General features: G+C 58.9%; 14 protein-coding genes. 6 read left to right on the top strand and 8 right to left on the bottom strand.

Features of this window, described 5'->3' with window-relative positions:
* Window positions 1-101 precede the first annotated feature (101 nt).
* The 4 genes from JWR14_RS00365 to JWR14_RS00350 form a co-directional block, all read right to left on the bottom strand.
* Window positions 102-860, bottom strand: a complete 759-nt coding sequence (locus tag JWR14_RS00365; protein WP_299699414.1) for an alpha/beta fold hydrolase — start codon at window positions 858-860, stop codon at window positions 102-104.
* 115 nt (window positions 861-975) lie between these two features.
* On the bottom strand, window positions 976-2,352 hold the full coding sequence (locus JWR14_RS00360; protein WP_299699412.1) for an ATP-binding protein: 1,377 nt from the start codon (window positions 2,350-2,352) through the stop codon (window positions 976-978).
* A gap of 32 nt (window positions 2,353-2,384) precedes the next feature.
* Entirely contained in the window at window positions 2,385-3,098 is a 714-nt protein-coding gene (locus JWR14_RS00355; protein ID WP_299699410.1) for a response regulator, read from the bottom strand.
* A 292-nt stretch (window positions 3,099-3,390) separates the two neighbouring features.
* A complete protein-coding gene (locus JWR14_RS00350) occupies window positions 3,391-3,702 on the bottom strand; it encodes an EF-hand domain-containing protein (RefSeq protein WP_299699408.1) in 312 nt (103 codons plus the stop codon).
* 428 nt (window positions 3,703-4,130) lie between these two features.
* Between JWR14_RS00350 and JWR14_RS00345 the strand changes: the two genes are divergently transcribed.
* From JWR14_RS00345 to JWR14_RS00325, 5 genes are all read left to right on the top strand, one after another.
* Complete coding sequence (locus JWR14_RS00345; protein ID WP_299699406.1) at window positions 4,131-4,451, top strand: hypothetical protein; 321 nt, start codon at window positions 4,131-4,133, stop codon at window positions 4,449-4,451.
* A 285-nt stretch (window positions 4,452-4,736) separates the two neighbouring features.
* Window positions 4,737-5,345 carry a carbonic anhydrase gene (locus tag JWR14_RS00340; protein ID WP_299699404.1) on the top strand — a complete coding sequence of 203 codons (609 nt, stop codon included), beginning with the start codon at window positions 4,737-4,739 and terminating at the stop codon, window positions 5,343-5,345.
* Between the two features lie 36 nt (window positions 5,346-5,381).
* Window positions 5,382-5,702, top strand: a complete 321-nt coding sequence (locus JWR14_RS00335) for a DUF190 domain-containing protein (protein ID WP_299699402.1) — start codon at window positions 5,382-5,384, stop codon at window positions 5,700-5,702.
* A 199-nt stretch (window positions 5,703-5,901) separates the two neighbouring features.
* Window positions 5,902-6,282, top strand: coding sequence for a DUF190 domain-containing protein (locus JWR14_RS00330; protein ID WP_299699400.1), 381 nt, complete (start codon window positions 5,902-5,904; stop codon window positions 6,280-6,282).
* A gap of 72 nt (window positions 6,283-6,354) precedes the next feature.
* Window positions 6,355-6,948 carry a 2'-5' RNA ligase family protein gene (locus JWR14_RS00325; protein WP_299699398.1) on the top strand — a complete coding sequence of 198 codons (594 nt, stop codon included), beginning with the start codon at window positions 6,355-6,357 and terminating at the stop codon, window positions 6,946-6,948.
* Window positions 6,949-7,061: 113 nt separating this feature from the next.
* Here JWR14_RS00325 and JWR14_RS00320 read toward each other — a convergent pair whose 3' ends face one another.
* The 4 genes from JWR14_RS00320 to JWR14_RS00305 form a co-directional block, all read right to left on the bottom strand.
* The gene (locus tag JWR14_RS00320) at window positions 7,062-7,298 is read right to left on the bottom strand and encodes an energy transducer TonB (RefSeq protein ID WP_299699396.1); all 237 of its coding nucleotides are present in this window, start codon (window positions 7,296-7,298) and stop codon (window positions 7,062-7,064) included.
* Between the two features lie 484 nt (window positions 7,299-7,782).
* Entirely contained in the window at window positions 7,783-8,181 is a 399-nt protein-coding gene (locus JWR14_RS00315; protein ID WP_299699394.1) for a biopolymer transporter ExbD, read from the bottom strand.
* A complete protein-coding gene (locus JWR14_RS00310) occupies window positions 8,178-8,783 on the bottom strand; it encodes a MotA/TolQ/ExbB proton channel family protein (protein WP_299699392.1) in 606 nt (201 codons plus the stop codon). Before JWR14_RS00310 ends, JWR14_RS00315 begins: the two co-directional genes overlap by 4 nt.
* A 33-nt stretch (window positions 8,784-8,816) precedes the next feature.
* Window positions 8,817-11,171 (bottom strand): TonB-dependent receptor, encoded by a 2,355-nt coding sequence (locus JWR14_RS00305; protein WP_299699390.1) that lies wholly within the window; start codon window positions 11,169-11,171, stop codon window positions 8,817-8,819.
* A 255-nt stretch (window positions 11,172-11,426) separates the two neighbouring features.
* On the opposite strand from JWR14_RS00305, the gene zigA reads away from it, so the two are divergent.
* Complete coding sequence (zigA, locus tag JWR14_RS00300; protein ID WP_299699388.1) at window positions 11,427-12,635, top strand: zinc metallochaperone GTPase ZigA; 1,209 nt, start codon at window positions 11,427-11,429, stop codon at window positions 12,633-12,635.
* Window positions 12,636-12,726 lie beyond the last annotated feature (91 nt).

Below are 12,726 nucleotides of genomic sequence, written 5' to 3'. Positions count from 1 at the left end.
TCTACGATATAGACACGCCGCTCAAGCAGTTCGTTTTGACACGACCGGATCTTGTACGGCACTGCCGCGCAGTACGTGCAGCGATAGCCAAGCCGGCCTGACTATGACGCATACCGGAGCAATTTGGCGGCAAGCGCTTCGGGTGCGCTGATCATAGCGTCGTGTCCGGTTTCTATCTCGTCCCATGTCCAGTTGTCTTGAGCGCGCACGAAGTCGCGACTCGCTTGCAACGGCTCGTACACCGGATCGATGCACTGGATGTACACCTTCGGGATTGCGCCGCCCACGGGTCCGTTGAGCGTTATGGGGTCGTCGAAGGTTTTCAGCGGATGCGGTGTGCAGTTACGTTCCAGCAGCGCCATCTGGGTGGGTTCGAACACGCCGAATGCACTCGCGGGCGGCACGGGAATGGAGAGGCCGCCACTGGATTCATTCGATTGCAGGATGCGTTGCGCCACGATCTCGGGCGCAAGCCGGGAGAATGCCGTCTGTCCGTGTTCGAGCACGACGGCATCAAGATATACGAGTTGACGAATGCGCTTCGGCACGCGATCCGCCGCACCGGTGATCGGTAGTCCGCCAAAACTATGGCCCACCAGAACGACGCCGGACAGGTCTTCATATTCGAGGACATTGACGACATCCTGGATGAACACACCGAGATCGATAGCCTTCGAAAGCAGATGCGCACGTTCGCCGAGGCCGCTGAGCGTAGGGGTGAAGACCCGATGTCCGTGCGCGCGCAAGATTTGGGCGACGGTTTTCCAGCACCATCCGCCGTGCCAGGCGCCGTGAACCAGTACGTAGGTTGTGCCTTCGCGTGCAGTGGTTGCATCCATCAGATTGTAAGGGCTTGCCAAGTCCGTCTCCGTCTTTGTCTCTCGCGCGGCGCGATCATTCAAGCTGCGCTCAAACCGAAATAGTACGCGCAACACCGCGCTCGATGTGCGGCCGCCGTTGCGCTTGCGAACGCTTCTAAACCGCGCCGCGTTCCTCTTGCGAGCGCTGATTCCCCGGCCCCGTTGACAATGAGACGACAGCCGCAAACCCGCCGCCTTCACGCTGCATCAACTGAAGTTCACCGCCATGCAGTTTCGCGATCCTTTCGACAATAGCCAGGCCCAACCCAGTCCCCCCCGGATGCGTGCCTGTCGATCGCCCCCGTTTGAACGGTGTTTTCAACGCATCCAGATCGCCGCCATTCACGCCTTCGCCGCGATCAGCGATCTCAACGTACGCGGTGTGACTGACAGTGTCGGTCCACGTCCGTGCCGACAACCCCACGCGACCGTACAGCACCGCATTCTGCATCAGGTTCATCAGCACGCGCATGACGCTGATCGGACGGAACGCGAACGGTCGCAAGTCGCCGAGAGTGAGTTCGAACACGTGACCAAGACCCGCGAAGTCGGCGGCAAGATTGCTGACCAGCGCGTCGAGGTCGCTGATCTCGGCCGCTTCACGCGTGCCGCTACCGGCATAGTCCATGAACTGCTGAAGAATGGCGTCGATTTGATCGAGATAATGATCCGTCGAAATCGCGAGTTCAGCATGTTCTTCCGATGGCGATGTCATGGCCACGGCGAGGCGCAGCTTGGTCAATGGCGTGCGGATATCGTGGGAGATACCGGCGAGCATCAGGGAACGGGTTGCATCGGCTTCCTGCAACGCGTGGACCATCTGGTTGAATGCGACGCTGACCTGAGCAATCTCGGTCGGTCCATCCACGCGCAGCGCTTGCGGAGCCTCTCCTGAGCTCAAGCGGCGTGCTGCGTTGGCGAGCTCGCGCAACGGCCGGTTGATGTGGCGCTGGATCAGATAGGCGGTCACGATGGCAAGCCCGGCGAGCGCGAACGATAGCGCAATAGCCGAGAGCATGCCGTCGTTGTGTGCGGCCTCGGGAACGGGCAGCGCGATCCAATAAGGTTCGTGACCCAGATGCGCACGAATCCAAAGCCGTTGTTCGCCTTCTGTTTGCCATTGAACTTCCATATTCGCGGGAAGATGTTGGCGCAAGGTATCGATAAAAACATCGCGCTGATAAGTCCGATAAAAATTGCGCCATGTCACCTGAGGTTCGGAGGCAGCGCCGGCGGGGAATTGCCGGCTGGCTTCGAAGCGAGCCGCGAGTCCGCTCTGTGCGTCAGGGGCGGCAGTCTCCAGCAGGTCATCCAGCGTTTGCACGTAGATCGCGAAAGTCTCGGCGGCACGTTCTATCCGCGGTCTCTGGACGAAGTGAATTAGTACGCTTAACGAACTAATCTGGCTGACGATGACCAGCGCGACCAGCAACGCGATATTGCGTGCGAACAATGAGCGCGGCAGCGCCATTGGGCCGATGCGTGGGCTCATGGGAGGGTTCACAGGAGGGCTCATGCGGCGGCTCACGGTTCGACTTCCGCGACCAGCATGTAGCCCACGCCCCACACCGTTTTGACGAAGCGCGGCTTCGACGGGTCGGCTTCCACGATCTGCCGCAACCGCAGCACTTGTACATCGATACTGCGATCAAGTGCATCGTGGTCGCGTCCGCGCGAGCGGGCGATCAGGTTGTCGCGGCTGACAGGCCGGTTCGGTGAGGCGCCCAGCGCGTTCAATAGCAGCATCTGGGTCGAATGAATCTCGAACAACTCGCCCGACTTGTACAGGCGCTGTTTGCCGAGATCGAGGAAATAGTCGCCGAAACGTACGGTCTGCGACCTGAGTACAGGCTCGCCCGCCGCGATCTTCTGGCGTCTCAGCAGTGCGCGAACACGTGCAACGAGTTCACGTGGCAGGAACGGTTTGGCGAGATAGTCGTCAGCACCGGTTTCGAGACCAATGACCTTGTCGACCGGATCACCCTTGGCGGTGAGGATGAGAATGGGCAGGGTCTGGCCTTCGGCACGCAAGCGCCGGCAGACCGACAGCCCGTCCTCCTGATCCATCATCAGGTCGAGGATCAGCAAGTCGAACGGCTCGCGCTGCAGATAACGATCAAGCCGCTTGCTGTCGGCGACTACCCGGACTTCGAATCCGTGACTGCTCAGGAAACGCTGCAGCATGTTGCGCAACTCGGCTTCGTCGTCGAGAACAATGATCTTCGGCTGACTCTCCATTCACGCCTCCTTCGATGTGTCGATGTGCACGACGGTCGGGCTTCGTGACGTTCGGCAAGCCGCTGTGGCAGTGCTTGGAACGGCCGGCTTTTAAATCACGGGCTCTGCGCGCTCGCCTTCAGCTGGTTGAGGGGGGCGACCGTCACGCAACCGGCGAGCGTCAGGAGGAGCGCCACGCTGGCTGCAAGAAGATGGCAAGACGAGAAGGCAAAGTGGTCCTCAGTTCAAAGACAATAGTCCAATAGTCCGGTAAGCACAGAACAAAAAGCTTCCACCCGCCGTCGCATCACCGTCAGTGCGATGTCGCGCGCTGCTGCATGAATTGTTCGATTTGCGGAAGTGTGATGTAACCGGCTTTTTGCGCGTCGATCTGATCGAAGTTCCGCGCGACCATCGGCATGCCTTGCGCTGCTTGCGCCTGGGTCAGCTTGCCGTCGTGCGTGGTGTTGGCCGCTGCAAAGCGCGCCTGCAATTGTTGCATCGCGTGCTCCATGCGTTGCGGGCTGACCGGGGGTTGCGGTGTGGTTTGCGCCTGTGCCATAGCGCCCGTGCTGGCGAAGGAGGCGGCAATGGACAGGATAAAGATGGCAATCTTGCTTTTCATGATGTTCTCCAGTGAATTCCAGTGAATGTAGGGTTCGCTTGCCATTGGTTGCGGGTGTTTGCGGATGTTTGCGTTCCGCCGCTTGAAGCGGTCCCGGTCAATGGCAGACCGAAGCTTATCGGCCAGCGCCGGAAAATGAATGACAAACCGGCTACGAATCATGTCACTGCATGTCATGGGTCGGACCCGAAAACTAAGCATCTGCTCCCAACAAAAATGCTTGCTCCGACATTTGAGCGCCGATGATCCGTGACATCGAATGAAATATGTTTTGACGTGGTTTTCAACCGCAGTTTGCGTATCTTTCGGTGGTCGGCGCTACGAGCGCTTCAACGGATTCGCAAGGCTCTCAAGCAAGGCGAACCACCCGGCGGAACGGCTTCCAAAGCGAAGGCGAAACCTGCCGAACGAATCGAAGGGAAATTGACATGAACATTCGTCTTATCAGTGCATCCGCCGCCACCGCTCTCGGCCTCATGCTTTCCACCGGCGCTGAAGCGCGGACATTTGTTGTCTACGCCGGACCGGCAGTGGTCTATGTACCGCCGCCACGGCCGGTCTATTACGCCGTTCCGGTTCAGCCCAGGTATGTCGCGGTAGTGCCCGCAGCTGCTGTGGTTGCGGTTCCCGTGCCGGCGCCGAAGCCAGTGGTGTATGTGCCGGTGCAAAGCAGCTACGCTGCCGTGCCTGTGGCGAACGTAAGGTACGCACAACCCGTCACCATGGTTCCGATTGCCGGAATGCAATGACCGAATTGACGTTTTTGGCTCGGTAGCCGTCATTGGCGGGGCGACGATTGAAGCGCAAAGAGGTGAAGAATATGTTCGCCTGGGCGCGGTTGACGCTCTGACGAAGAGGGTGGGACATGAGTCTGCGCCGGACGATGGCTACGGCATTTATTCCTCTGGAGGAGGTGATCCATGTGCGTTCATTCGATATGTTCTTTGTCACGGCGGCGCGCGCTCTTCGCCGGTGTGGCGTCCGCGACTCTCGCTGCATTTTCGCTACACGATGCGCGGGCAGATCAACCTTCCGTGGGGCCTGGTCCCAACGCGATTGCACCCTCGGATGCGCTCGCTCGGCTGCTGCAGGGCAACAACCGATATGCGGCTAATACGCCTGAAAACAAGGACTATTCCGCTGGCCGGGCGGCACGGGTCACGGCGCAATATCCTGTTGCGGCAATTGTCGGTTGCGCGGATTCGCGGGTTTCGCCTGAATTGGCGTTCGATCAAGGCCCGGGCGATTTGTTCGTCGTAAGAGTCGCCGGCAATTTCATCAACGACGATGGACTCGCCAGCCTGGAGTACGGGGTGAAGTTCCTGGGTGTACCGTTGATCGTGGTGCTTGGACATACACATTGCGGGGCTGTCTCCGCCGCGGTCAAAGCGATCCGCGAACACGCCGTCCTGCCTGGCCATCTGCCAGAGCTGGTCAGGGCGATCAGGCCGGCCGTCGAGATTGCCCGGACGCACCCACATGGCGATCTGGTAGCGGACGCCACTATCGAAAATGTGCGGCTGAATGCCAACCGTTTGAGGGTCTCGAAGCCGCTGATCGGAGAGTATGTGAGAGCAGGCAGAGTGCAAGTAGTCGGAGCGATCTACGATCTTGCTTCGGGAAAGGTCCGGGTGGTCGATTGAAGCGATTGCCTGGTCGCCGGTCGAGCGGAGGATCCCATGAAAGGAAGTCAGCTTACGGTCTATGCAGCAACACAGGCTCATCGTATGCATCGCCTGACGGTGGTCGACTGGATCCTTGAAGAGACCCGGAAGATCGGCATTGCCGGGGCGACGGTCGTCGAGGTTACTGAAGCTATCGATATGCTCGGCAAGTATCACGCGGCGCGGTTTTTCGAACTGGCTGATCAACCGGTTGTGGTGATGGTCGTCGCGGAAGATGCGCAGATCGACGCGCTGCTTGCGAACCTCAGGCAAGGCGGCGCGAACCTGTCTTATACGCGCGCTCCGATCGAGTACGAGGTGCTGGGGGAATCGTGAGGATCGGCCCGTTGTTGCATTGCGCCAAGCGTGACGGTCTTGAAGACGTGACCTACAATTAAGTGTCGTGCGAAGGTGTCGTCGATTTATCGCCAGCGTCACGTGGTCTGTTTGCTTTCGTCCGCGCGGCGAGTGTACGTGCGACAGTTTGTAAGGGTGGCGTTCAATCAGTACTCGGACTGTCGCCGTGGAGGTCGGTATGAACGGCTATCAACTGACGTTCTACACTGAGCAGAACCGTAAATGCGGTCATCTGACGTTTTGTGAATGGCTTCTGCAAGAGGTTCGCAAACGCGGTATTCGAGGGGCGACTGTCATCAGTGCAGCAGAAGGCATTGGGCACGCGGGCGCCCATCATGCCGCGCATATTCTTAAACTCGCCGACCAGCCGGTGCAGGTCATCCTGGCGGTGACTGAGCATGAAGCCGACGAGATACTGGAAGTGGTGCGTGCGCAAAATGTGCATGTTTTCTACACACGCGCGCCTATCGAGTTCGGGTTGTTAGGCGATGACCCGCCACCCAGGAAAGCGAAAACGTTTTTCCGGTTTCGTCGGCCGACTGATAGCAGACCGGGATGACCGCGAGTGTCGCTTAAAGCCTGGACTTGAGGCGTGGGCGTGATAAACGTTTGACGAGCGTTTGATAAACCTATGCCAGAGCAATTAGTGCCGCAGGGATCAGACGCAAGGCATGCGCCGCGGCGGGCTGAGCGTCATCACCTATTCTTCGCGATTGTGCCGGACGCGGATACCGCCATGCGTATCGAGCGATTGGCACAGCGTCTGCGTATCGAACATGGCTTGAAGGGAAAACCACTTCCGACCGCGCACTTTCATGTGACGTTGCACTCCATCGGTTTCCACGATACGCTTTTCGAGCGTGTCGCCTCGTGGGCACAAGCCGCCGCTTTCACCATTTCCATGCCCGCGTTCAACGTCGCGTTTGATCATGTCGCCAGCTTTCATCGGACGACCCGCGACCAGCCTCTCGTGCTGCTTGGAAGCGACGGTGCCGCTGCGCTGAAGGAGTTCCACGGCGTTCTCGGCACGACGTTGGTGAGAGCCGGATTTACTCCAAGGCTATCAAGCTTCACGCCACATTTGACCTTGCTTTACGACAAGCGCGAAGTCGCAGGACGAGCTATCGAGCCAATCCATTGGACGGCGCGCGAGTTTGTTCTGGTCGATAGCAGGGTCGGCAAAACGCAACATGTACAGCTGGCGAAATGGCCGCTTGTGGCGTGAGTTAGCCGATGGAGAGAAGACGGTTGAGACGGTTGCTTAGCAATCCGTATCGAGGTCGCAGCGAGTGAGGCAATGAACAGCCAATGCCTCTGCTCGTGCTAATCAATAACGGTCTAACTCACATTGAAATGCACACGCACATCCTGATGACTCTCCACGGGATGTCCCCCTTGCATTGCGGGAAAAAAACGCCATTTGTGCAGCGTTTCCAGCAGTAACGCGTTCAGGCGGGGGTTTTGCGTCGGCTTCGAGAGTTCTACTTCGATCGTTCCATCGGCGTGGATATCGAAGCGCGCGACGGCGACCGCCTGATAGGCGTCCTCGCGAAGATCGTCGGGGAGAGAAGGCATCGGCTGACTGATGACACGTGCGGCGGAACCCGCTGACGAGGCCAGCATATTGCTTGGCGAAGCAGAAGATGACGGCGTTGGCACACTCGCGGTAGATGGTACGGAGGGGTTCGTCTCCGGTTGCGCTGGCGTTGCCGGTTGGTCCGTTTTCGCAATCGAACGGTCCGTAGTCGGATGCTGGATTTCGTGCGATTTCACCACCCGGACTGTCGTCGGATTCCGTCGTCGTGCGTGCACTTGCGGGGTGACTGGCATGGGGGGCAACGAAGGGACAGCAGCAGGCGTATTTGTGGGAGGCACGGCCAATTCGACAAGACGCATTTCCATGGTCGTTTGCACAGGGGGGGCGGTGCTCGGCAGAGGCCGCAAGAGCGGGTTCACGAACCGGGTCAGCAAAACTACCCAAAGCACAAACGCAATCAAAAGGGCCACGCTGAATCTGATTCGTGGCGCATCCATCAAACCGGCCCGTCTCTCCATCCCGCTACTCACGATGTACGGCGATAAGGAAATGTTCCGCGCCTGCACGCCGTGCAGCCAGCATTGCCTGAACAACGGCTCCTTGCGCCGCGGCATCGTCCGCGGCAATGACCACGTTATGGTCCGGCTTCAGGAGCCGCCTGACGCCGGCTTCCACCTGATCGAGACGCAAGGGCTGACGATCGAGAAAGATCATGTTGGTGCGATCGACCGCCAGCGTCAACGGCTGATCCTCGGACATCTGCTGCGCCTGTCCCGACGGCAAGTCGACCTTGACCGCATCCAGTCGTTGCATGGCCAGCGACGCCAGCATGAAGGTGGCGAGCAGAAAGAACATCACGTCAATCATCGGAATGATCTCGATGCGCCCACGCTTCGACACCCGCGAGCGCCGGAACTTCATTGCGTGCCTCCGGCGATCGCTGACACGTGTTCTTCCTTCAGCCGAATCTCGCTGAGACGCTCGTTGGCGTGCACTTCGAGGTCATCGATCAGGCGTTCAAGGCGTCGCGAAAAATAGTTGAACGCGAAAAGCGCGAACAACGCGACGACCAGTCCAATAGCGGTGGCCACCAGCGATTGCGCCACGCCACCGGTCACACCGCCCGGATTAACCAGGCCGTTGCCGCCGAAAAGCTGGAACGAATGCATCATTCCGACAATGGTCCCCAGCAACCCGAGCAAGGGCGCAGCCGTCACGATCGTTTCCAACACCCAGAAGCCGCGGCTCATGTCCCGTTCAATGCGCGTGGCGACCGATTGCGCATGCGCCTCGACCAGCCATAGCGGTGTTCCGGCTGGCGCGATCACCTTCGCATCGAGGCGCCTGAACGCGTGCTGTTCCGGCAACGTGGTGAGGCTGGCTCCAGGCTCGCTGGCAAATCGCACGAACACATAGGCGCGATCGATTACGATAGCCATCGCCAGCACGGCAAGCAGCGTGAGCGGGTACACCACCCAGCCACCTACCTGCGCCGCGGCAGTAATACCTGCCCAATTCTGCATGATCAAAGCCTTTTCGTTAAGTTATCCGATCGATTAAAAATTCTTCGTGATGCCTGCGTACACTGCAATGTGCGGACCATACTGCGGTGCACCCACGCCAATACCCGAGCCGTCGCGCAACTCGTAGACGCGGTTGAACGCGTTGATGAGCAACAGGCGCGCGTCGAACTTGCCGATCAGCGGCTCGTTGAAGTTGAAGTGATGGATCACGCCAAGATTGACCTGCGTGTACACAGGCAAGCGGTCCGTGTTGGCGAAGCCGCTGCGCAAGCCGCTACCCACAATGCCGTCGAAGGTGAAGGTGGTCTTGCCCAACTGGTAAGCGCCGCCGAACGAAGCGGTCACACGCTGGTCGTGATCGAGGAACACGTAGTGGTTGCTGATGAAAGCGAGTTCGTCGGCGCTGAAATTGAACTGCGCCGAGTCGATATCCTTGCCCTGTGCGCGGCTGAACGCGACATTCATGTAAGCCGAGACATTGCCCTGCTTATAGTTGCTGGTGAATTCGACCCCATAAACACGGCCGTATTGATAGTTGAAAGGCGTGAAGATCAGCGCAGTGCCGAACTGTCCTTCGTCGAGCAGGTTCGTCGATTTCTTGTAGTAGGCATCCACACCTACCGTGACAGTCGAACTTAACCGCTGCGTTATGCCGAGATCGAAATAGTGGCTGCGTTCAGGCTGCACGGGATCGTTTTGGGTCGATGTCTGGGCAGTCGTACCGGCAACGCGCGCGATATCTTCTCCCGACACAAGTTCGAACGCAGGCGGCGTGAAATAACGGGAATAGCCGGCGTGAACTGTTGTTGAAGGCGTCAAGGCATAGACGAGACCCACGCGCGGACTTAGCTGACTTGCGCTGACGTACTCGTCCATCTTGTCGTAGCGCAGGCCGTAGTTGATCGTGAGTTTATCGGTCAGTTTCCACTCGTCCTGAATGTACGCGCTATACAGATAACCCGTCTTGCTGCTCGAATCAGGCACGTTGAACGGCTGATCGGAGAGCTGGTTGCCGTCGGCATCGGCAGGGAAGACGCTCAGGTTGTTGTTGAAGATCGCATGTTCCTGCTGGAACGAAATGCCCGCGCGAAGCGTGTGTTTTTCGTTAAGCCGGTAGGTCGTATCCGCTTGTACTCCGTTGGCGCTGTCGCTGTGGAAATCGTTCGCGGCAACGCCATTGAACAGCAGGTCGCCCACCGGGTCAGGATTGAATTGGGTGCGCGAGTAGCGCGTAAAGAGCGCGACCTGATAGTCCAGCGCGCCGCCGTTGGTCCCTTGCAGCGCCACGACCGCGAACTCATTGAGTTCGGATTGTGTCTCGTTGAGCTTGCTCGAGTCGAACGTAGTGTTGCCGTTCAAAGTAAACGCGGTCGGCAGGCCGGGCGTATTGGGAATCTCGAACTGGTTGCTGGTCGTGCCGAACATCAGGCTCACGCGCGTGAGCGGATTGATGATGTAGGACATGAGGCCGAACGCATCGCCCTGACGCGTGTGATCGTGAAGCGGACTCGCGCTTGAAGTCGGATTCTCTATGCCGAGATTGTTCTCACCCAGCGAGCCGCTGAAATAGTAGCTGAACGGTCCCTGGCTACCGAAGACATCGGCGCTGGTCTTGATGGTCTGGTGACTGCCGCCGAATACATCGATGGAACCGCCATTACCCTGGTCGCCGTTCTTCGTATGAATATCGACAATGCCCGCCGTGCGGTCGCCGTATTGTGCGGGCAATGCGCCGGTCAGAAGATTGAGCTGGTCGATAATACGCGTGTCCAGCGACTGGCCGAAACCGCTGATCGGCTCCGGAATAATGATGCCGTTGATACGGTATTGCAGGTTCGCGTGATCGCCGCGCACATGCAACTGGCCGTACGAATCGCTTGCTACGCCGGGCGCTTGCAGAAGCACTTGGTTAAGCGGCGTGTCCTGGCCGGCGGGGAGGGTATCAATATCGGCCTGGCTGAAGCGATACACGCTGCTGCCCGTTTCCGGCAGCAGGCCGTTGCGTGCGCGGTCGAGCCGCTTCGCATTGACCTGCACATCGATCGCGTCGCTCTTGCTGAGCGCGACCGACACGGACGCGTCCGTGCCCTCGCTCGTTGTCGCGATGCTGCTGCCGCTTGCGTAGCCCGGCGCCGCAACGACTACCGCGTAGGTTCCCGGCGCCACATGATGGACCGCGAAGTGTCCGTTAGCGTCCGTGCTCGTGTCGCCGACGGACGCGCCGCTCGCGTTTTGCAGGGCCACGCTGGCATTGGCGACGGGCTTGCCGGAATTATCGGTGACGGAGCCTGACACGGCGCTGTCAGAACCTGCTGCATAAACATGTCCGGCGGAGATCTGCGCGAACAGCAATAAGGCCGCGTGGGCGATGAGCGTACGATTTTTCATCGATTATTTTTCTGAGTGGGTTGTGTTAGATGTGCACCGCCCGGTGACGTCGTAGGGTCCCCGAGGGTTGACTTTAATTTGTAAGAAACGTAGTCCTAATCGATCTTTGGCAGGTGCCTCGCGCAGGCATATCAAACCCCGCGGCTAACGCCGCGGGCAGCAGATCGCCGTACGGAGAAAAAGTTCTACAAGCTGTGAATGCAATGTTATAACATTCGTTACCAATTGTGCGAGAACTTTTTTGGACGGAAAGAAATGGACAAGCTGCCGGTAACTGTTTTGTCGGGTTTCCTGGGCGCAGGAAAGACCACGTTGCTCAACCACATCCTGAACAATCGGGAGGGCAGGCGAGTGGCGGTGATCGTCAACGACATGAGCGAGGTCAATATCGACGCCGCGCTGATTCGCGACGGCGGCGCTGAACTGGCGCGCACGGACGAAAGGTTGGTCGAGATGAGCAACGGCTGCATTTGCTGCACGCTGCGCGAAGACCTTTTACTCGAGGTGAACCGGCTCGCGAAGGAAAAGCGCTTTGACTATCTCGTGATTGAATCGAGTGGAATTTCCGAGCCGCTGCCGGTGGCCGAAACGTTCACGTTCGCCGACGAGCACGGCCAAAGCCTGTCCGATATCGCGCGTCTGGACACCATGGTGACGGTGGTGGACGCGTTCAATTTCCTCAAGGACTACAGCTCTGCCGACAGCCTGCAAACGCGGGGCGAATCGATGGGCGACGAAGATACGCGCACGGTCGTCGACTTGCTGGTCGAACAGGTCGAGTTCTGCGATGTGATCGTTTTGAACAAGGCGGATCTTGTCAGCGACGCCGACCGCAGACGCCTGATGACGATCCTGAAGGGGCTGAATCCTCGGGCGAGGATCGAGATTGCGGAGTTCGGCAAGCTCGGGCTGGACAAGGTGTTAGATACACGCCTGTTCGATTTCGATGAAGCGTCCAAGGCGCCCGGCTGGCTCAAGGAATTGCGCGGCGAGCACACGCCCGAGACGGAGGAATACGGCATCACGCATTTCGTTTATCGTGCGCGGCGGCCGTTTCATCCCGAGCGGTTCTGGCAACTGATCGCGAGTCACTGGCCGGGCGTGGTGCGCTCCAAAGGGTTCTTCTGGCTCGCCAGCCGGCCGACCTATGTAGGGTCCTGGTCTCAGGCGGGCGGTGTGTGCCGGCACGGTGGAATGGGGTTATGGTGGGCAGCCGTACCGAAAGCCTGGTGGCCGGAAGATGCTGAATCGCTGAAATCGATTGATGACGATTGGGACCCGCAAGTCGGCGACGCACGGCAAGAGTTGGTGCTGATCGGCATCGATATGGACGAGGAGGCCTTACGCGCGCGTCTGAACGCGTGCTTGCTCAACGACGCGGAAATGGCACAAGGTCCGCAGGCATGGCAGCGATTCAGTGATCCATTTCCTGCGTGGGATAACGATGATCAGAACGCGGAATAAGCCGAGATCCGGGTTAGGGCGTTAGAGCGTTAGCTGCCGCACGAGGGTAGTTCTGCCACTTGCAGCACTTCCCCCGTCGCTCCGCGCTCAA

Origin of the sequence: Caballeronia sp. (genome assembly GCF_028292365.1) — a bacterium.
In the GTDB taxonomy this organism is placed as follows: Bacteria; Pseudomonadota; Gammaproteobacteria; order Burkholderiales; family Burkholderiaceae; genus Caballeronia.
This window is presented reverse-complemented; position numbering and strand designations above follow the sequence as displayed.

Excerpts from the sequence above, each read along its gene's own strand:
- JWR14_RS00350 (WP_299699408.1), bottom strand. The coding sequence starts at position 3,702 with ATGAAAAGCAAGATTGCCATCTTTATCCTGTCCATTGCCGCCTCCTTC.
- zigA (WP_299699388.1), top strand. The coding sequence starts at position 11,427 with ATGGACAAGCTGCCGGTAACTGTTTTGTCGGGTTTCCTGGGCGCAGGA.
- JWR14_RS00305 (WP_299699390.1), bottom strand. The coding sequence starts at position 11,171 with ATGAAAAATCGTACGCTCATCGCCCACGCGGCCTTATTGCTGTTCGCG.
- JWR14_RS00355 (WP_299699410.1), bottom strand. The coding sequence starts at position 3,098 with ATGGAGAGTCAGCCGAAGATCATTGTTCTCGACGACGAAGCCGAGTTG.
- JWR14_RS00330 (WP_299699400.1), top strand. The coding sequence starts at position 5,902 with ATGAACGGCTATCAACTGACGTTCTACACTGAGCAGAACCGTAAATGC.
- JWR14_RS00315 (WP_299699394.1), bottom strand. The coding sequence starts at position 8,181 with ATGAAGTTCCGGCGCTCGCGGGTGTCGAAGCGTGGGCGCATCGAGATC.
- JWR14_RS00310 (WP_299699392.1), bottom strand. The coding sequence starts at position 8,783 with ATGCAGAATTGGGCAGGTATTACTGCCGCGGCGCAGGTAGGTGGCTGG.
- JWR14_RS00335 (WP_299699402.1), top strand. The coding sequence starts at position 5,382 with ATGAAAGGAAGTCAGCTTACGGTCTATGCAGCAACACAGGCTCATCGT.
- JWR14_RS00320 (WP_299699396.1), bottom strand. The coding sequence starts at position 7,298 with ATGCCTTCTCTCCCCGACGATCTTCGCGAGGACGCCTATCAGGCGGTC.
- JWR14_RS00325 (WP_299699398.1), top strand. The coding sequence starts at position 6,355 with ATGCCAGAGCAATTAGTGCCGCAGGGATCAGACGCAAGGCATGCGCCG.
- JWR14_RS00345 (WP_299699406.1), top strand. The coding sequence starts at position 4,131 with ATGAACATTCGTCTTATCAGTGCATCCGCCGCCACCGCTCTCGGCCTC.
- JWR14_RS00360 (WP_299699412.1), bottom strand. The coding sequence starts at position 2,352 with ATGAGCCCACGCATCGGCCCAATGGCGCTGCCGCGCTCATTGTTCGCA.